Below are 17749 nucleotides of genomic sequence, written 5' to 3'. Positions count from 1 at the left end.
CAGGGTCCCGCCCGCGGATACCCTGCCTGACCGGAGAGTAATCCCGTGACCGAAATCGTGGCCGCGTCCGCCTATCGGCCGCGCGATGTCGTCAATGCACCCGACATCAAGGCGGCCATCGCGCGACGCAGCGCCGAGCGCGGCGATCCGGCCGACGTCCTCGCGTGGCTCGGCAACCATTTCTTCCGCTGGGTCGTCGGCGCGTTCGAGCAGGCGCAGCCGCTCGATTCGCTCGCCGACTACCGCGCGCTCGCCGGCGCCGACCGGCCGGCGCCCGACTGGCTCGTGCGCCGGTTCCGCGCGCAACCGGCATCCGGCGGCGCCATCGGCGCGACGGCCGAGCCGTCGCCGCAACCCGTGGCCGAACCGAAACCGCTCTACTTCATCGATCCCGAGCACATGCTGCTGATCGACCGCGAACGCGTGCTGGTCGAATTCCTGCGCTCGCGCACCGGCACGCGGCTCGCGCAGAAGCTGCAGCGCATCACGTGCGCGATGGCGCTCGACATGTGGGAACGCGAGCACCAGCGGATGCAGGCGCGCCGCGACAAGGGCTGGGTGCCGAGCAGCGGCCTCGCGCTGCGCGAGGTATTGCGTACGCCGAACGGGATCGTCTTCGAATTCGCCGGCGATCACGCGGCACTGCGCGAAGAGCTGGCTTACGAGTCGTACTACATGCAGCACTGTCTCGGCCAGTTCGCGGATCGCCGCCGGCTGCGCGGCGGATACGGCGAGCAGTACGCACAAGCCGCGCAGGACGGCCGGCTGCGCCTGTTCACGCTGCGCGGCGCGGGTAACCAGCCGCACGTGACGATCAGCCTGTCGGTGACCGGCGACGGCCTGCGCATCGACCAGATCAAGGGCAAGCAGAACCGCCATCCGGTGCGCCGCTACGCCGACGACGTGCGCCAGTTCCTGCGCACGCTCGCGCCGCGCGGCGAGCGTCATCCCGATTGCGAGGGCATGGGTCTCGTGTTCGAGCCGGAGACGCCGGGCGCGGCCGTCGGCGAATGGACGTTCGTCACCGACGTGCGCTCGCCCGACCATCTGCTGAGCGTGATGAGCGAAAACTTCCACCTGATCGAGCATTTCGCGCAACCGCCGGCCGTGCTGCAGTGGCTGCTGCTGCGCAACGCGCCCTACGCGCTCGGCCAGCTCCGGCAGATCGATCCGGCCGTCGCGGCAGCCGCGCGCCACGCGTTGCCGGTCGATGCGCTGCCGGCCGCGCGCGAACCGGACGCGCTACCGGCAACGGCCGCCTTCGCGATCGAAGGCATCCCGATCGATTCCGCACTGTGCGCGGCGTTCGCGCTGCCCGCGACCGCGCACGGGAGCCCGTCATGCTGAAGCTGCTGATCGGCGCGGCCGTGCTGTGGCTCGGGTGGTACGTGTGGCGTTCGGTGCGGATCGCCGCGCGGATGGTGCGCGAAGTCGACGCCGACCAGGCCGCGGGCGCCGACCGCGCGGTGCCGGTCCGGCACACCACCGCGGTTTCGCTCGCACGCACGCTCGCCGACCAGGCGCCGCCGAATCGCCGCCGCTGGGCGCTCGCGCTTGCCGACATCCTGCTGATCCGCAACGGGCTGCGCTGCGATTGCGACGACCTCGTGTACACGCTGCCCGACACGCAGCGCGAACAGCTCGCCCGCCAGTTGCGGCGCGAACTCGACCTGCCGGCCGACCTGCCCGAGTGGCAGATCGTGCAACGTGTGCCGCCGATCCTCGCGGGCTGGATTCGCGGCGTCGGCCGCTCGCACGAAGGCTTCTACGAACAGCTTGCTGCCGTTGGCCGCGTACGCGACGCGCTGGCGTTCGATTGCGCTCGCACCGCGTTTCTCGTGCGCTGCATCGCGCTGCTCGGCTGGGCGTCCGAACAACAGGCGTGGATCGTGCTGCTGCTCAATGCGCAGCGCGCGCAGGACAGTTTCGACAGCTGGGAAGACTTCGGGCTCGCGTACGCGCGGGCGCGCCAGCACTGGTTGCGCGGCAGCGGCCAGGACGGCCCCGCGTCGTCGCGCGCCACGCAGGAAGTGCGCGAGCACCTGCGCAATCCGTCCGGAAACTGGCTTTCGCTGCCGTGGAAGCGCTACCGCATCTTCGATCCCCAACCCGTTACGTCATGACCGCCGACACCGACATGTCCTCCGCTCCCGCCGACCTGATTCCGCCCGCGAAGTCCCGATGGTTCATCTGCGACGTCGACGCCATGCTGCGCGCGGGCGATTTTGCCGCGCTCGACACGCAACTCGACGCCGCGCTCGCCGCCAGCTTCGCCGATCGCACGGCCGAAGCGCGCTACGTCGACGCGCTGCCGGCCGACGTGCAGCCGTGCATCGAAGCCGGCGCCGAAGGCCTCGCGCGCCTGCGCGCCTGGCAGGCCGCGAACCCGCACTCCGCGCATGCATGGCTGTGCGAAGCGCATTACTGGCACCACTGGGCGTACGAGTATCGCGGCTCCGGCTGGGCCGAGACGGTGACCGAATCCGGCTGGATCTGCGCGCATGCGTGCGCCACGATGACGATCGTCGCCGCGCTGCGTGCGCTGGTGCTCGCGCCGACGATGTGGAGCGCACCGAAGGTGATCTTCACCAGCGTGTCGTCGTTCGACGAACCCGAGTGGCTCACGCAACTCGTGCGGCAGCGCCGCTGGCCCGTGACCGAGCTGCATCTGAACGTCGGCGCCCACGACGAGGCCACGCGCGCCGAACTGCAGGGCATGCTCGCGCGTTCGGGGCTGAAGCCCGAGGTACCGGTCGCGTGCCCGGCGGAATTTCCGGAAGCGCTGCCCGGCCCCGTCCAGGGCAAGAAGCTGCGCAAGGGCAAGTGGTACTGGATGGAAGCGACGCTGCACCTCCACCCGCGCCAGTTCTTCTCGATGCGCACGTTCATCTGGTACATGCAGCCGCGCTGGGGCGGCTCGCACGACCACGTCCGCGCGTTCATCGATTCCGACGCGTGCGCGCACCTCGACGCGGTCGAGAAGGACCGGCTGCGCCACGAGATCTGGCGCGACGACTACTACGGCGAAACGCTGGAGCAGGACGACGACTCCGACAACGCACGGCGCGCGATGGCCGACACGCTGGCACGGGCCGAAGCGGCGCTGCATCCGCTTCATCGCTGGGAAACGCTGTACTGGCTGGCCCACGCGCACTACATGCGCGATGAATCCGCGCAAGGTTATGCGCGCCTGCAGGAGGCCGAGCGCCATCAGCCGATCAACGACAACGCCGCGATGGCGATCGCGATACGACTGATGCTCGATGCCGATCCGCAAGGAAGCTGGCTGACCGGCGCGATCGAACGGGCGTCCGACGCCCGCGCGTGCACGGCGGCCATGATCCTGCGCGGCTACGGACATCGCGCGGGCGCATTCGGCTTCGCCCGCGACGACGCGCGTGGCGCAGCCTGGCTGGAGGCCGCGCGTGCCAACGAACCGGCCTCGCTCGCGTGGAACCAGCTCGCGTACGCGCTGTGCAGCGGAGGCCGGCGCCGTGAGGAATCCTTCGCGATCTGCCAGCTGGGCCACGAGGCCGGCGGCGACTCGTGCGAGTACCTGCTCGGACGCTTCTACGAGGAAGGCATGCACGTCGAGACCGATCTGTACAAGGCCGCGCACTACTACCGCCAGGCGATGGACGACGGCGGCAACATGGGCGCATACAAGCTCGGCTACATGTATCACTACATCGCGCAGGCCAGCAAGGACGAAGCCGAACGCCAGCGCATGAAGATCGAGGCGATCGAGGCGGCGCGCAACGCGCACGCGATGGGGCACACCGACGGCCTTGAATGCTTTCTGATGTTCATCGGCGATCTCGACGACATTCCGACCCGCCATCGCTACATCGGCGAACTGCGTCGGCATGCGGAAGGCGGGCATCCTGCGGCGATGGCCGCGCTGTCGGGCTTCCTCTGCGACAGCCGCGACAAGTCGCTCTACAACTACCGCGAAAGCGTGCGCTGGATCATGGGCGCACAGGCCGTCGCGCCCGACGACGAATACGTGCTCAACATGACGCGCTCGTGCCACGAGGACGGCATGCTCGGCAAGCTGCTGTACAAGCTGCACCGCAAGCAGATCAAGGCGCACGAGATTCCCGGCAGCGACAACGCGATGGTCTGAGCGCGGGCGACCGACGCGCGCACCCGTCGACGGGCCGCGCGTGCCGTGCGAACGATCAGCCCTGCAGCCGGTCGAGGAAGGCCAGCATCGCCGCGTTGAATCGCGCCGGCCGCTGCAGCGGCGCGAAATGGCTCACGCCGGGCAGGATCGTCAGCGTCGCACCGGGAATCGTGCGCGCCAGATAGGCCGCATGCTCGGGCCGGATGAATTCGTCGTGCTCGCCCAGCACGATCGTCACCGGCACGCCGATCGCCGCGAGATCCTGTGCGCTGTAATCCGGTTGCGTGCGCATCATTTCGCTGACGGCCGCGACGAATGCGTCGAACCGGTCCGGCGTCGCGGACAGTTGCGCGTAGTCCTTCCGGTGCCGCGCGAAGCAGCGGTCGATCAGCGGGCTCGGCACCATCTCCTTCGTGCCGCCCGGGTCCATGTTGCACGCGAAGAAGAATACGCCGGCCACGCGCTCCGGCGCGCGGGCCGCCAGCACGAGCGCGATGCACGCGCCGTCGCTCCAGCCGACCAAGCGTGCGCGGTCGACGTGCAGCGCGTCCAGGACCGCGAGCACGTCCGACGCCATGCGTTCGTAGGAATACGGTTGATCGTCGCGCGTGCTGCGGCCGTGGCCGCGGCTGTCGATCAGGATCGCGCGGTAGCCGGCCGCGAGCAGCGCCGGCACCTGGTTGCCCCAGTTGCCGCCGTGGCCGAGGCCGCCGTGCAGCAGCACGACCGGCGGGCCGTGGCCGAACGACGCGTGCCAGATACGCGCGCCGTCGTGTTCCAGCCATCCTTCGGTATCGGCCGCCGGCAGCGGCGTGCCGCCGTGCGCATCGAAGCGGACGAGTTCGTCGTCATCGAGTTCCGCATGCATCGTTCTGCCGTCCTTTCGAGGGAGACAAGCTGGCAATTGTAATGCGTGCGGCCGACGCGGCCGTGACCGCCGAGCGCGGCCGGAAACCATCAGGCCTGCGTCGACACCAGCCCGCCCGCCGACGAGCCGCCCTCCTTCTCGATCGCCGCGGCGAGCTGCGAGATCGCCGTCGCCAGTGCCCCCGAAATCGCGCCGGCTTCCGCGCTCAGCGCTTGCTGCTCGATCGCCGCGGCCGGGTCGTCCTTCGCGCGCTGCGCGGCGCTCGCTATTTGTCGCTCGATCGTCGCGAGCTGCTTCTGCAGCCGCTCGATCAGCGCCTTCAGCTGGCTGACCGCCGGGTTCTCGGACGATGCGCCCGATGCGCCGAGCGTTTCGCCGGTGCCGCCGGCCGCATTCGTTGTGCCGCTGGTGCCCGAGGTAGCCGTGGCGCCGCCAGCGGGCGACGTCGAAGCGGGCGTGGCCGGTGCGGCGCCCGGCGTGTTTGCGGTGGCGCTGCCGTCCGCCAGCGGGGATCGCGCGGTCGTAGAGAAATCGATCTGCATCGTGTCGGTCCGTGTGTCGGTAAACGAATCGTGACGGGGTGGCGTGAATAGCCTTCCAACTCCCTTCCAACTCGTTTACGGCATTCGTCACACGAAACTTGAGTATCGGGGGCGGACCGATTCTGCGACAGATCGCAGCATTCAAGTTGCGAAAGGGCCAGATTGTCAGCGAAGCAGCACTGGTAAAATTGCCGCTTCGCCGGCTGGATTCGCGCGTCGTCAGCGCCTCACGGCACGACCGCACCGGCCGTCGGTTTCGACTCCTGCCCTTCCGGGTACGGCACGTGACGCGTGCCGGGCCGCGGTCGCGGCTTCGCGGGTCACCCTCTCCGTCCGCCTTCGTGCACCGTTCGCCGGGTCGAGCGGCGAACGCCGTGCGGTGCGCCTACTTCATACGCATTCGAGGAACACACGATGGCCCGCATCGGCGCCTTCTGCATCACGACGTGGCTTGCCGCCGCGATTCTCTACTTCGGCCAGCATTCCGTCGCGATGATCGCGCTCAGCGGTGTCGTCGTCTTCGGCGGGTTCGATCTGCTGCGTCCGTAAGCGCGCATCGCGACGACGGCACGCATGACCGTGACGATCGCGACGGCCGCGCTCATCGCGCGCCGGCCACGCGCATCCGCATCTCGGCAGGCGAGACGCCGGCCGTCATACGCGTGTAGTCCGCGTTCGGCCCGGACGGCGGCGTCAGGTTGTCGGCAGCCGCCCATTGCGTCGGCGTCGCGGACAGCGCGTAGCGCATCGTTCCGCCATTGGCGATCGTGCCCAGCGGCAGCCACGAACCCGCATAGTCCGCGCCGTTGACCTGCAGCGACCGGATATACGCGAACGTCGGGCGCCCCGAGCCGTCGATCGCCACCTGCTTGTCGCTGTCGAGCCGCAGCGTCTTGCCGTTGCCGAGCCAGACGGTGATCCCGCTGAACTGCGGCGTGGACAACGCGAGCCCGGCTTCCGACGGAATGACCGGGAACATGCCGAGCGCCGCCCACACGTACCAGCTCGACGTCGCGCCCATGTCGTCGTTGCCCGGCAGCCCGTCGCGGCCGGTCGTGAACGCCTTCGACATGATGATCGGGAGAACGTACTGTGCGCCGCTCGGTTGCCCGGCCCAGTTGTACCCCCACGGCGACTGGAACGACGGCTCGTTGCCGATGTACAGGTTGGCGGACGATTGGCCGCCGTTCAGATCGCCGGTGGTCGGCACGGTCGAGAACGGCGTCGCGATCGCAAACAGGTTGTTCAGCCGCGTGACGGCCGCCTGCTTGCCGCCGATCGCGTCGATCAACGCGGTCCAGTCCTGCGCGAAGGTCCAGAAGTAGTTCGGCTCCGTCGATTCATGGAACGAACCCGGCACCAGGGTGCCCAGCGTGCCGGGCGCCGAACCGGCCGGCGGCGCGTTGCGCGCGGCGATCACCTTGTTCGTGTAGTCGAAGATGTTGCGCCACCACCCCGCCCGCGTGTACAGCGTGCCGATGTTGTCCGGCGTCACGCCGACCGACGGCGCGTTCAGCACGCTGGCCGGCAGCGCCTGCAGGAACGCGGCCGCCGAGCGGTCGCTCAGCACGCGCTCGATGGTCGCGGACGACGAGTGACCGTCGTCGCCTTGCGACAGGTAGTGGGCCGTCAGGAAATGGGCAAGCCCCGCCGCGCTCGTGCGGTCGTTGCATGCGCTCGACGGATCGAACGCGGACTGCTTCGTCAGCCGTGCGGCCGACACCAGATCGAAATCGGTCGCGCCGAACTTGTACGCGCCGGCAATCACGTTCAGCGCGTTGTCGCCCGCCATCGGCGTGGAGTCGTCGCTGCCGTCGACCCAGTGCGGGAAGGCGCCGCACTGCAACGCGTCGACGACGAGCGATTGCATCATGTCGCTCGACTCCTTCGGCGCAAGCATCGCGAGCAGTTGCGCCTGCGACCGGTACGTGTCCCACAGCGAGAAGCCCGTGTAGTGATTGCCGGTGCCGCCGACGGATCCGTCGGCGCGCCGGAACGCATAGTCGCCGACCCTGGCCGTCGCGCGCGGCGGGGTGGTTCCGGTCTGGTCGACCGACGTCGGATAGCTGCCGTCCGCGTTCCGCGGCTGGCGCATGCTGCGGAATTCGCCGTTCGAGTCGCTGTACAGCGTCGGCGTGCCGAACACGCGATAGAGCGCGGTGTAGAACTTCGTGAGGTTCGCCTTCTGCGTCGAGTCCAGCGATGCGGGATGCGCGGCCTGGTCGATCTGGATCGTGTTGAGGCGGTCGTTCCACAAGCCGGCAGCATTCGTGCGCGCATCGTCGAACGCGAGTTTTTCGCCGTCGTCGTGCAGGTTGCGCCGCGCGTTCCCGACGCTGACCGACGAAACCGCGACCTTCACGGTCACCGTCCTGTCCGCGTCGGTCAGGTCGAACTGCAGCGTCGCCGCGCCGTTGCTGGCGGTATTCACCGACGACGTGCCCGTCTGCCTGCGCAGCGGCTTGTCGAAGGTCGCATAGAAATACACGGGCGCATTCCACACCGTGCCGTACGGCGTGCAGAACGCCGGCGCCACGGCCTGCCCGCTCATCGACTTGCCGTCGCTGGCTATCGTCAGCGCGACGTTGTTGGCGGTGACCTTCGTGCTGCCCGAATCGCTGTTGCCGTTCAGCTTCGCATCGATCGAGAAGAAGCCCTTGTCCTTGTTCGTGTACGTGACGCGCGCGATGCCGGAACGTGGCGTTGCGCTCAGTTCCGTCACGATGCCGTTCGCGAGGCGGACCTTGTAGTAGCCGGGTTCGGCCGTTTCATCCGCATAGTTGTAACCGATGCCGATCGGCCGGCCGCCCGACGCAACCGCCGTCGCCGCATCGGTCGGCAGCATCGCGACCGCGCCCTGCCCCGGACAGCCGACGCCGCTCAGGTGCGTCACGCTGAAGAAGTCGATCGTGCCGCCCGATCCGCCCGACGACAGGTAGCCGCCCGAGCCGTTGAAGTTGTAGCGCGGCGTGTTCGGCCCGAAGTTCACCATGCCGAACGGCACCATCGCACCGGGGCTCACGTTGCCCGCGTAGCCGGAGTCCGCGTTGACCTGCGTGCCGATGAGCGGATCGACGAACTGCGTCAACTGCATGTTGGTGCGTTTGGGCGGCGCCGGTTGATCGGGCCGGGACGGTTGCGACGGCCCTGAAGTCGGCGGCGGCACGGTCGCCGGTGTCTCTCCGGCATCGTTGCTGGCAGTCGTGACACTGTTCGCGTCGTCGCCGCCACACGCGGCAAGCGCTGCGCAAGTCAGTGCGGCGACGAGCAAGAGTCGTGGATTTTTCATTTTTTCGTTTGGCACCGTTAACTACAACGATTGATCCGGCGACGATCGTTGCTGCCACAACCGTCACCCACCCTCCTGTATCCGGGACTGCCACCTGCCCCATGGGCTTACAGTGCCGCAACGACTGTTTATTCACCACAAGAAGTTTCCCGAATTTTCAGTTTGTTTAACTAAACAAATCGGGGTTAAGCGGCTTCGGGAACAAATTGCCGCCATTTGTCGTGTTGCAGCGGCGGCGGAGAGGGATGCGCTTCGACAGGCGCCCGGCAAATCCGGGCGCCACACGCACTCAGGAAGGTGAACGACCAGGCGCCCCGCGCGTCAGCGCGGCAACGTCCTCAACGACGACGGCCCGCCGGTCAGCGCAATTCGCTTGCCCGTATCGCGCAGCTTGCCACCTTCCACCGTATACAGCGCAAGCTGCCGTTCGACGTTGAACTGCACGATCACGTGCCGGCTGTCGGCGGTAAACACGATGCCCTGCGCGGCTTCGCCGCCGGGCAACTCGCTGGTCTTCACGGCCTGCCCGTCGCGAATCTCGAACAGCAGCACCTTGCCGAGCTTGTGGCGGCCCGGATTGTCGGGCGTCAGGTTCGAGCCGTCCATCGCCTGCACGGCGATCCACTTCCCGTTCGGCGAAATCGCGACGCCTTCCGGCAGCGACGGCACCGTCAGGTACTGGACCGTGCGGAACGGCACGCGCGACACGTCGATCAGCGCGACCGAATCGGCGTCGCCCGCGAGCTTGCCCGCATAGCCCGGCAACCCCGCGAGCCCGACGTTGCTGACGACGGCCCAGCGGTTGTCGCTCGATACGTCGATCGTGTAAGGCGCGACGCCCGTGCTCAGGCGCGTGCCGCTGTCGGTCACCTTGCCGTCGTCGACGTTCAGCACCGCGACCCCTTGCTCGTCGCGCAGCGACACGAGCGCATGCTTGCCGTCGTGCGTGAAGCTGATCCCCGCGAGCCGCTTCTTGCCGATCTTCAGGTTGCCGTCGAGCGTGACTTGCGTGCCGTCGATGCGCAGGATCGATACGCTGCCGTCGACGTTCGCGACAAGTGCGATCCGGCCCGAGCGGTCGATCGCAATCCCTTGCGGATGCGTGCCGAGCTCGATGCGCGTGATCGCGGGCGGTGCGGCGTCGAGATTCACGACCTGCAGGAACGTGTCGTACACGAGCTGCTTCGCGGCCGTGTCGTAGCGCGTCGGCGCGCCGACGAGCGCGAGCTTCGCGTCGGGCGTGATCGCGACGGCCTGCGGCGGCCCCTGGATGCCGTTCTCGACATCGACCTGCAGCGCGACCTTCGGCGGGAACGTGCTGGCGTCGAGCAGCGTCAGCGTGTCGGCGGGCGGCGAAGCGAGGAAAGTGTCGCGGCCCTCGACGCGCTGGTACTTGCCGTCGTTGCCGGACACGATCCAGTCGGCGGCGTGCACGGCACCGGCCGTCGTGGCGAGGGTCAGCGCGGCGAGCAGGCGCGCGCTGCGCAGGCGGAAAGGATTCGAATGCATGAGCGGTCGGTTCTCCGGATCGGTTGCGGACGCAATGGATTGCACGACCCTGCTGCTCGACGGGTCGATGCCATCGCATGATGCCCGAAAGCGCGCAAATCCGGCGTCTCGCGCCCCGTTGCGTCAGGCCACCGGGTTACACGCCCCGCTCCCACCGATCGATGTCGTCGAGCGGATACACGGGCCGCGCAAGCCGCTCGTAGCGAAACAGCCCGTAGTCCGAGCCCGTCACGCCGCGGCTGTCGCATTCGACCAGCGCGGCCGCGATCGGCACGAACACCGGCCGGCAATACATCCGCGATTTCAGCAGCAGGAAGCGCGCGCGACGCGGATCGACGCCGACGCTCTCGAACACGTCCAGATCCCACGGCTCCTGCGTGCGCTCGGTGACGACGAGCGTGGCCGCGCCGATGTCGAGCACGGCCGTGCGGCCCATGTATGCGCGCTGGCCCGTGTACGTCGGCCCGGTGATCACGTATTCGCCGTCGGTGAGCGCGCGCACGACACCCGTCGCGCGAAACGGCTCGCGCCGCACGCCGCCGTGCGACGGCAGCCGGTTGCCGACCGGCACCGTGACGGTCGCACCGACGCCTGCATCGATCAACGCCGCAACGGCCTCCGGATCGCATAGCGGCCCGCTGACGATCCCGTCGAGCCCGTGCGCGAGCGCGGCCTCGAGCAGGTCCATCGTGTCGCACGGGCCGCCCGACATGCAGTTGTCGCCGTGATCGAGCATCAGCACCGGGCGATCCGCACCGCGCGCGAGCGCCGCGGCCTGCGCGACCGATACCGCGAGCGGCGCGCTGCGGTACACGAACTCGTCGCGCGCATCCCAGATCTGCCGCGCGATACGCTCGGCCACCGCATCGGCCGCGGCCCGATCGCCGTCGGCGACCACGACGACGCTGACGCATGGCGCGGGAATATCCGCGAGCGAAAAGCCGGGCAACACCGATACCGCAAGCATCCCGTCGGCCTCGGCCGCGCGCGCGGCGTCCACCGCGCGCCGCATCGCGCCTTCGGCGCTCGCGCTGAGCAGCGTCGACGTCATCAGCGGCGGCTGCCGCCATGCGAGCACCGGCCGTGCACGACCATGCAGCCGGTCGAGCAGCACGCGCGCCGCGTGCTCGCCGGTCTCATACATGTCGACGTGCGGATAGGTCTTGAAGCTGACGATCACATCCGCCTGGTCGATCATCTTCTGCGTGACGTTCGCGTGCAGGTCGAGCGCGACCGCGATCGGCGCGTCGGGCAGCGCCGCGCGCACGCGCGCGAGCAGGTCGCCCTCGCCGTCCGCGCTCTGCTCGGCGACCATCGCGCCGTGCAGGTCGAGCATCACCGCGTCGCAGCCGGGCGCGGCCGCGACGATCGCATCGCAGATCGCCGCATACGCATCGGCCGCGACGGGCCCGCTCGGGTTCGCGGCCGCCGACACCGGCGTCACGATTTCAGCGCCTTCGCGCGCGGCCGCATCGAGGAACGCGGCCATCGCGGTGCGCATCCCGTGGTTCGCGCGATACGCGTCGTCGCCCCAGTCGGGGCCGTTGCGGCCGAACGCGGCGAGCGGCGTCGGCACCGGCGAGAACGTGTTGGTCTCGTGGTTCATCCGGGCGATCAGGATCTTCATCGCGCGCGGCCCTCCGCGCTCGCGGCCGCGCCGCGCATGCCTTCGGTCGTCTCCATCACCTGCATCGTCGAATTCCTCGCAATCGATGAAAAGGCGCGGCGTCCCGCAGGACACCGGCGCCCGGTCAGCATATCCGCGCGTCGCTCAAGCGTACCCCGTCGTGCCCTTCGTCTCCAGATACTCGACGAGGCCGAACTCCGCATACTCGCGCCCGTTGCCCGAGCGCTTGTAGCCGCCGAACGGCGCGGCCGGGTTCCACGCCGGGTAGTTGATGTGGACGTTGCCGACGCGCAGCCGCGCCGCGATCCGGCGCGCGCGTTCGAGATCCTTCGACTGCACGTAGGCCGCGAGCCCGTACACCGAATCGTTCGCGAGCGCGACGGCCTCGTCCTCGGTCCGGTAGGTCATGATCGACAGCACCGGCCCGAAGATTTCCTCGGTCGCGATCGTCATGCCCGGCGTGACGTTCGAGAACACCGTCGGCCGCACGTAGAAGCCGTCGCCGAGCCCGTCCGGCCGCCCGGGGCCGCCGGCGACGAGCGTCGCGCCCTCTTCGATCCCGAGCCGGATGAAATGCTGGATGCGGTCGAACTGCGTGCGGCTGACCACCGGCCCGAGGCCCGTTTCCGGCGAGCGCGGATCGCCGACGACAGTGCGTTCCGCCTCGCGCCGTGCGGCCTGCTCGGCCAGCGCCAGATGATCGGCGTGCACGAGCATGCGCGTCGGCGCATTGCACGACTGGCCGCTGTTGCTGAAGCAACTGCGTACGCCGCACGTGACCGCATCGTCGATATCGGCGTCGGGCAGGATCAGGTTCGGGCTCTTGCTGCCGAGCTCCTGGTGCACGCGCTTCACGGTATCGGCGGCCGACTTCGCGACCTCGACGCCCGCACGCGTCGACCCCGTGAACGACACCATGTCGACATCGGGGTGGCGCGACAGCGCGTCGCCCACTTCATGCCCGTAGCCATGCACGAGGTTGAACACGCCGGGCGGCACGCCGGCTTCGTGCAGGATCTCCGCGAACAGGATCGCGCTGAACGGCGCGATCTCGCTCGGCTTGAGCACCATCGTGCAGCCGGCCGCGAGCGCCGGCGCGACCTTGCACACGATCTGGTTGATCGGCCAGTTCCACGGCGTGATCAGCGCGCATACGCCGATCGGCTCGTGCGATACCAGCAGCGAATCGGTCTGCGTGCTGAAGCGGAACGACTGCAGCGCGCGGATCGTCTGTTCGAGGTGCGCGGTGCCGACCGCGGCCTGCATCGCGCGCGCGAACGCAATCGGCGCGCCCATCTCCTGGCTGATCGTTTGCGCGACTTCTTCGTAGCGGCGTCGATAGATGTCGAGCACGCGCTGCAGCAGCGCGACGCGCTCGGCCACCGGCCAGCGCGAGTACGTGTCGAAGGCCTGCTTCGCCGCACCGACCGCGCGGTCGACGTTGGCCGCGCCGCCGATCCTGAGCTGCGCATACGGCCGCGCGGTGGCCGGGTCGATCACGTCGATCGCCGGCGCGTCGGCCGGATCGAGCCACTGGCCATCGATATAGGACTGTCGTGACGTTCGCATCGAATGCTCCTGTTATGAAGATGCCGGCTCAGCGCATCGCACGCGCATAGGTGTCGACGAGGATGTCGCGGATCTGCGCGACGAACCACACGATCTCGTCGCGCGACATCACGAGCGGCGGCGAGAACTGCACGATCGGCGTGCCTTCGTGATCGACGCCCGCGCGGCACAGCAGCCCTGCGTCGAAGATCGCGGGTGCGAGCAGCGTCGACACGAACGCCTGCGCGCTGATGCCCGCCGCCCAGCGGCGCGCGGCCTTGTCGGTCACGAGTTCGAGCGAGTAGTGATAGCCGTCGCCACGCACGTCGCCGACGCACGGCAGTTCGAGCAGGCCGTCGAGCGTCTGGCGGAATACCGCTTCGTTGGCGCGGACGTTCTCGAGCACGCCTTCGCGTTCCATGATCGCGAGGTTCGCGAGCGCGGCCGTGCACGCGACCGGATGGCCGCCGTACGTCGCGCCGTGCAGGAACATCTGCTGCGGGCCGTCGAGCACCGTATCGACGACCGCGTCGCTCGCGATCACGCCGCCGAGCGGCACATAGCCCGACGCGATGCCTTTCGCGAACGTGATGAGGTCCGGTTTCAGCCCGTAGCGCGCCGACCCGAAATATTCGCCGAGCCGGCCGAATCCGCAGATCACTTCGTCGGCGACGAGCAACACGCCGTGCCGGTCGCAGATGTCGCGCAGCCCGGCCGCGTAGCCGGCCGGCGGCGTCAGGCTGCCGCCCGCGTTCTGCAGCGGCTCGACGACGATCGCGGCGACCGTGTCCGGCCCTTCCTGCACGATCAGCGATTCGATCTCGTCGAGCAGGTGGCGCGTGAACTGCGCTTCGGTCTCGCCTACCGGGCGGCCGTAGCGCTTCGTGTTGCCCACATGCCGCACGCCCGACATCAGCGGCTCGAAATGCTTGCGGAAGTTCGTCATCCCGTTCAGCGCAAGCGCGCCGAACGACGTGCCGTGATACGCGACGCGCCGCGCGATGAACTTGCGCCGCTGCGGCTCGCCGCGCGACTGGTGATACTGGCGCACCAGCTTGATCGCCGATTCGTTCGACTCCGAGCCGCTCGACGTGAAGAACACGCGGTTCAGGCCGTCCGGCGCGAGCGCCGCGAGCTTGTGCGCGAGACGGATCGCCGGTTCGTGGCCATAACCCCAGTTGGTTGCGAACGGCAGCCGGACCATCTGCTCGCGAATCGCGTCGCCGATCTCCGCGCCGTGGCTGTAGCCGACCTGCACGCAGTACAGCCCGGCCAGCGCATCGAAGTAGCGCTTGCCGTTGCGGTCGACGAGCCAGCAGCCTTCGCCGCGGTCGAACACGGTCAGCGCGTGGTCGCGATACGCATCGGCGTGCGTGAAGTGCATCAGCAGGTGGCGCTTGCCGAGCGCCTGCAGGTCCGCATCGAGATTGACGTCAACAGCGTTCATGGGTCGTTCCTCCTTCAGGGTTTCAAAACCGGCAGTGCGCGGCCGGTGATTCAATTCATCGACAGCGCCGGCGCCGGACGCGTGAAGCCGCGCGTCAGCCACACGAGCTGGCAGAGCCCGAGCACGAGCCAGCCGATGCCAACGTAGAACGTCTGGCGCGACAGCCCCGACCAGAGCCACACGTTCATCGCGAAACCAATTGCAGGCATCACGCCGATCGTGATCCAGCCCGCGACGTGGCGGTGCTCGGGCCGGCACAGATAGCTGCGCATCACGCACAGGTTCACGATCGCGAACGCGACGAGCGCGCCGAAGCTGATCATCGTCGACGCGAGATCGAGCGTGATGAACAACGCGGACAGCGACACCACGCCGACCGCGAGCGTCGCGCGCACCGGCGTGCGCAGCCGCGCATGCAGGTGACCGAACACGCGTTCGGGCAGCACCTGGTCGCGGCCCATCGCGAACAGCACGCGCGTCACGCTCGCCTGCCCGGCCATCGCGCTCGCGAAGCAGCCGGCCACGTACACCGCGACGAACAGCGCCGACAGCGTGCCGCCGCCGACGCGCCGCATCAGGTCGAGGCTGGCCGAATCGAGATCCTTGAACGCGTGCCAGTCGGGGAACACCAGTTGCCCGATATACGCGATCAGCATGAACAGCAGGCCGCTCGCCAGCGTGCAGAGCAGGATCGCGCGCGGGACCGTGCGCCGCGGCTCACGCGTTTCCTCCGACAGCGTGGTGACCGCATCGAAGCCGAGGAACGACAGGCACAGGATCGCGGACCCGGCGAAGATCGCGCGCGCATCGCCCGACGACGGCAACGCGACCGCCATCGACAATCCTTCGCCGCTCGCGACCCGCGCCGATGCGATGATGAAGATCGCGATGAACACGAGCTGGCTCGCGATCAGGATCAGGTTCACGCGGTTGACGAGCCGGATGCCGACGATGTTCAGCCCGGTGATCAGCGCGATGCTCGCGACGATCCACACGCTGGCCGGCACGGCCGGAAAAATCTGCTTCATGTAGATGCCGATCGCGAGGTAGCTGATCATCGGGATGAACAGGTAGTCCATCAGCAATGCCCAGCCGACCATGAAGCCGGCCGACGTGCCGAAGTTGCGGCTCGCGAACGTATAGGCCGACCCGGCGCTCGGCATCAGCCGCGCCATGTGGCCGTAGCTGCGCGCGGTGAACAGCATCGCGACCAGCGTGACCGCATACGCGGCCGTCAGATGCCCGTTCGTCTCGCTCGTGACGATCCCGTAGGTCGTGAACACCGTCATCGGCAGCATGTATGCGAGGCCGAAGATCACCAGCGTGAACAGTCCGAGCGGATGCGCGTCGCGTCGTCCGTTTGCGTCGCATCGATGCGCGTGCGGCCCCGAGTCATGCGTCGAAGCGGCCGATGCGGATCGACCTGGCCTGTCGTTGTTCATGCTGTCCTCGCGTGGATTGCATTCATCACGTCAACACTCGTTTCGTCGGCAACGCGTGCATTGCACGATTCGGAAACGAGTGTGGTGCGCCAAAAATTCGAGGACGAATGAGAAAAGCGGACGTAATCGGGGGATATTTGCGGACAGGTCGCCGCGCGTCGCGCCGGCCAGTCTTGCATGGTGCTGTGCCGCACTGGCGTTTTGCGGACATTCCGGCTATGTTCTACGCGATCCCGTCGCCGCATCCGCACCATGGACAGCCGCTCCCATCGAAACCAGAGCAGGGCCGAGCACAGCCTGCGTTCGTCGCTCGGCCTCGCGCGTCCGGCCGGACGCCAGGAAGACATTCCCGCCACCGTCCACGCGATCGCGGTCGCGCTCGACGAGTGCCGCGTGCGGCACATCGACGGCGCCGCGCTGCTCGAAGGCACGGGGCTCGGCGCGGACGAAGTCGCGTCGCCGAACCTGCACGTGAATCGCGCTCAGGAGCAGCGCTGTTTCCGCAACCTGCTGCGCTGCAGCGGCGTGCCGTCGATCGGGCTGTCGATCGGCGCGCGGCTGCATGTGTCGACGCTCGGTCTCGCCGGTTACGCGATGCTGATCAGCGGCTCCGTGATGCAGGCGTTCCGGTGCATGAGCCAGTTTCCGCTGTTCATGGGGCTGTATTTCGATGTGCGTATCGATGCGCATGCGGACGGCATGAGCGTGACGATCGGCCGCTACAACGGCGAACCCGATCTCGAGGTGTTTCAGGTCGACATGTGCCTGGCCAGCCTGCGCCTGATCGTGTCCGATCTCGTCGGCAAGCCGGTCTGGCCCGAGCAGCTTCAACTCGCCCGCCGCACGCCGCGCAACGCGGCCGACTACACGCGTCACTTCGGCTGCAAGGTCGCGTTCAATGCGGGCGACAACCGCCTCGTGTTCACGTCCGTGGACGGCACGGAAATGCCGCGCCTTGCGAACGAAGTCAGCTTCAACGCGCTGCACGGCCAATGCGAAGCGCTCGAACGGCAGTGGGCCGCATCGGTCGGCACGCGCTTCGCCGACCGCGCGAAGGAGCTGATGGCGCGCGACCTGTCGCGCTTCAAGTCGATGACGTCGCTCGCGGATGCGCTGCACCTGACGGAGCGCACGCTGCGCAGGCGGCTCGACAAGGACGGCATCACGTTTCAGTCGCTGCTCGACGAGGTGCGTCACGACGAGGCGGTGCGGATGCTCGACGACCACACGCTGACGGTCGCGGCGATCGCCGAACGTCTCGGCTACAGCGAGCCGCGCAGCTTTCGTCACGCATATCGACGCTGGACGGGCACGACGCCGCGCGCCGAGTCGGACGCCGACGCGTGAGCCG

General features: G+C 68.4%; 13 protein-coding genes. 5 read left to right on the top strand and 8 right to left on the bottom strand.

The window, feature by feature from the left end; genetic code table 11:
- The first annotated feature begins 45 nt into the window (after positions 1-45).
- Genes LXM88_RS01355 through LXM88_RS01345 form a run of 3 tightly spaced genes read left to right on the top strand, consistent with a single transcriptional unit; the run spans position 46 to position 4126 of the window.
- The gene (locus LXM88_RS01355) at positions 46-1347 is read left to right on the top strand and encodes a hypothetical protein (protein WP_262531357.1); all 1302 of its coding nucleotides are present in this window, start codon (positions 46-48) and stop codon (positions 1345-1347) included.
- On the top strand, positions 1341-2123 hold the full coding sequence (locus LXM88_RS01350; protein ID WP_262531356.1) for a DUF1266 domain-containing protein: 783 nt from the start codon (positions 1341-1343) through the stop codon (positions 2121-2123). The genes LXM88_RS01355 and LXM88_RS01350 overlap by 7 nt, the downstream gene beginning before the upstream one ends.
- 14 nt (positions 2124-2137) lie before the next feature.
- Positions 2138-4126, top strand: coding sequence for a DUF4034 domain-containing protein (locus LXM88_RS01345; protein WP_262531355.1), 1989 nt, complete (start codon positions 2138-2140; stop codon positions 4124-4126).
- A gap of 55 nt (positions 4127-4181) precedes the next feature.
- On the opposite strand, the gene LXM88_RS01340 is transcribed toward LXM88_RS01345, so the two are convergent.
- The gene (locus LXM88_RS01340) at positions 4182-4994 is read right to left on the bottom strand and encodes an alpha/beta fold hydrolase (RefSeq protein WP_262531354.1); all 813 of its coding nucleotides are present in this window, start codon (positions 4992-4994) and stop codon (positions 4182-4184) included.
- 89 nt (positions 4995-5083) lie between these two features.
- Positions 5084-5536, bottom strand: coding sequence for a hypothetical protein (locus LXM88_RS01335; protein ID WP_262531353.1), 453 nt, complete (start codon positions 5534-5536; stop codon positions 5084-5086).
- 414 nt (positions 5537-5950) lie between these two features.
- Here LXM88_RS01335 and LXM88_RS01330 point away from each other — a divergent pair, with 414 nt between their 5' ends.
- Positions 5951-6085, top strand: coding sequence for a hypothetical protein (locus tag LXM88_RS01330; protein ID WP_006405345.1), 135 nt, complete (start codon positions 5951-5953; stop codon positions 6083-6085).
- A gap of 52 nt (positions 6086-6137) precedes the next feature.
- On the opposite strand, the gene LXM88_RS01325 is transcribed toward LXM88_RS01330, so the two are convergent.
- From LXM88_RS01325 to LXM88_RS01300, 6 genes are all read right to left on the bottom strand, one after another.
- Positions 6138-8630 (bottom strand): glycoside hydrolase domain-containing protein, encoded by a 2493-nt coding sequence (locus LXM88_RS01325; RefSeq protein ID WP_262531325.1) that lies wholly within the window; start codon positions 8628-8630, stop codon positions 6138-6140.
- Between the two features lie 516 nt (positions 8631-9146).
- On the bottom strand, positions 9147-10334 hold the full coding sequence (locus tag LXM88_RS01320; RefSeq protein WP_262531324.1) for a beta-propeller fold lactonase family protein: 1188 nt from the start codon (positions 10332-10334) through the stop codon (positions 9147-9149).
- A 136-nt stretch (positions 10335-10470) separates the two neighbouring features.
- Positions 10471-11961 (bottom strand): M81 family metallopeptidase, encoded by a 1491-nt coding sequence (locus tag LXM88_RS01315; RefSeq protein ID WP_262531323.1) that lies wholly within the window; start codon positions 11959-11961, stop codon positions 10471-10473.
- Positions 11962-12105: 144 nt separating this feature from the next.
- On the bottom strand, positions 12106-13530 hold the full coding sequence (locus LXM88_RS01310; protein WP_262531322.1) for an aldehyde dehydrogenase family protein: 1425 nt from the start codon (positions 13528-13530) through the stop codon (positions 12106-12108).
- 28 nt (positions 13531-13558) lie between these two features.
- Positions 13559-14956, bottom strand: coding sequence for an aspartate aminotransferase family protein (locus tag LXM88_RS01305; RefSeq protein WP_262531321.1), 1398 nt, complete (start codon positions 14954-14956; stop codon positions 13559-13561).
- 50 nt (positions 14957-15006) lie between these two features.
- Entirely contained in the window at positions 15007-16398 is a 1392-nt protein-coding gene (locus tag LXM88_RS01300; protein WP_262531319.1) for an APC family permease, read from the bottom strand.
- A 252-nt stretch (positions 16399-16650) separates the two neighbouring features.
- On the opposite strand from LXM88_RS01300, the gene LXM88_RS01295 reads away from it, so the two are divergent.
- Complete coding sequence (locus tag LXM88_RS01295) at positions 16651-17745, top strand: AraC family transcriptional regulator (protein WP_262531318.1); 1095 nt, start codon at positions 16651-16653, stop codon at positions 17743-17745.
- The last annotated feature ends 4 nt before the right edge of the window (positions 17746-17749 follow it).

It is taken from the genome of Burkholderia sp. S-53, assembly GCF_025560745.1.
Taxonomy (GTDB): domain Bacteria; phylum Pseudomonadota; class Gammaproteobacteria; order Burkholderiales; family Burkholderiaceae; genus Burkholderia; species Burkholderia pyrrocinia.
Note: the sequence above shows the minus strand (reverse complement) of the source record. Positions and strands in the feature narration are given on the sequence as shown.

What these genes read in the sequence shown, in the direction of transcription:
- LXM88_RS01325 (WP_262531325.1), bottom strand. Translation starts at nt 8,630, where the DNA reads ATGCAGTTGACGCAGTTCGTCGATCCGCTCATCGGCACGCAGGTCAAC.
- LXM88_RS01300 (WP_262531319.1), bottom strand. Translation starts at nt 16,398, where the DNA reads ATGAACAACGACAGGCCAGGTCGATCCGCATCGGCCGCTTCGACGCAT.
- LXM88_RS01335 (WP_262531353.1), bottom strand. Translation starts at nt 5,536, where the DNA reads ATGCAGATCGATTTCTCTACGACCGCGCGATCCCCGCTGGCGGACGGC.
- LXM88_RS01310 (WP_262531322.1), bottom strand. Translation starts at nt 13,530, where the DNA reads ATGCGAACGTCACGACAGTCCTATATCGATGGCCAGTGGCTCGATCCG.
- LXM88_RS01330 (WP_006405345.1), top strand. Translation starts at nt 5,951, where the DNA reads ATGGCCCGCATCGGCGCCTTCTGCATCACGACGTGGCTTGCCGCCGCG.
- LXM88_RS01350 (WP_262531356.1), top strand. Translation starts at nt 1,341, where the DNA reads ATGCTGAAGCTGCTGATCGGCGCGGCCGTGCTGTGGCTCGGGTGGTAC.
- LXM88_RS01345 (WP_262531355.1), top strand. Translation starts at nt 2,138, where the DNA reads ATGTCCTCCGCTCCCGCCGACCTGATTCCGCCCGCGAAGTCCCGATGG.
- LXM88_RS01305 (WP_262531321.1), bottom strand. Translation starts at nt 14,956, where the DNA reads ATGAACGCTGTTGACGTCAATCTCGATGCGGACCTGCAGGCGCTCGGC.
- LXM88_RS01340 (WP_262531354.1), bottom strand. Translation starts at nt 4,994, where the DNA reads ATGCATGCGGAACTCGATGACGACGAACTCGTCCGCTTCGATGCGCAC.
- LXM88_RS01320 (WP_262531324.1), bottom strand. Translation starts at nt 10,334, where the DNA reads ATGCATTCGAATCCTTTCCGCCTGCGCAGCGCGCGCCTGCTCGCCGCG.
- LXM88_RS01315 (WP_262531323.1), bottom strand. Translation starts at nt 11,961, where the DNA reads ATGAAGATCCTGATCGCCCGGATGAACCACGAGACCAACACGTTCTCG.
- LXM88_RS01295 (WP_262531318.1), top strand. Translation starts at nt 16,651, where the DNA reads ATGGACAGCCGCTCCCATCGAAACCAGAGCAGGGCCGAGCACAGCCTG.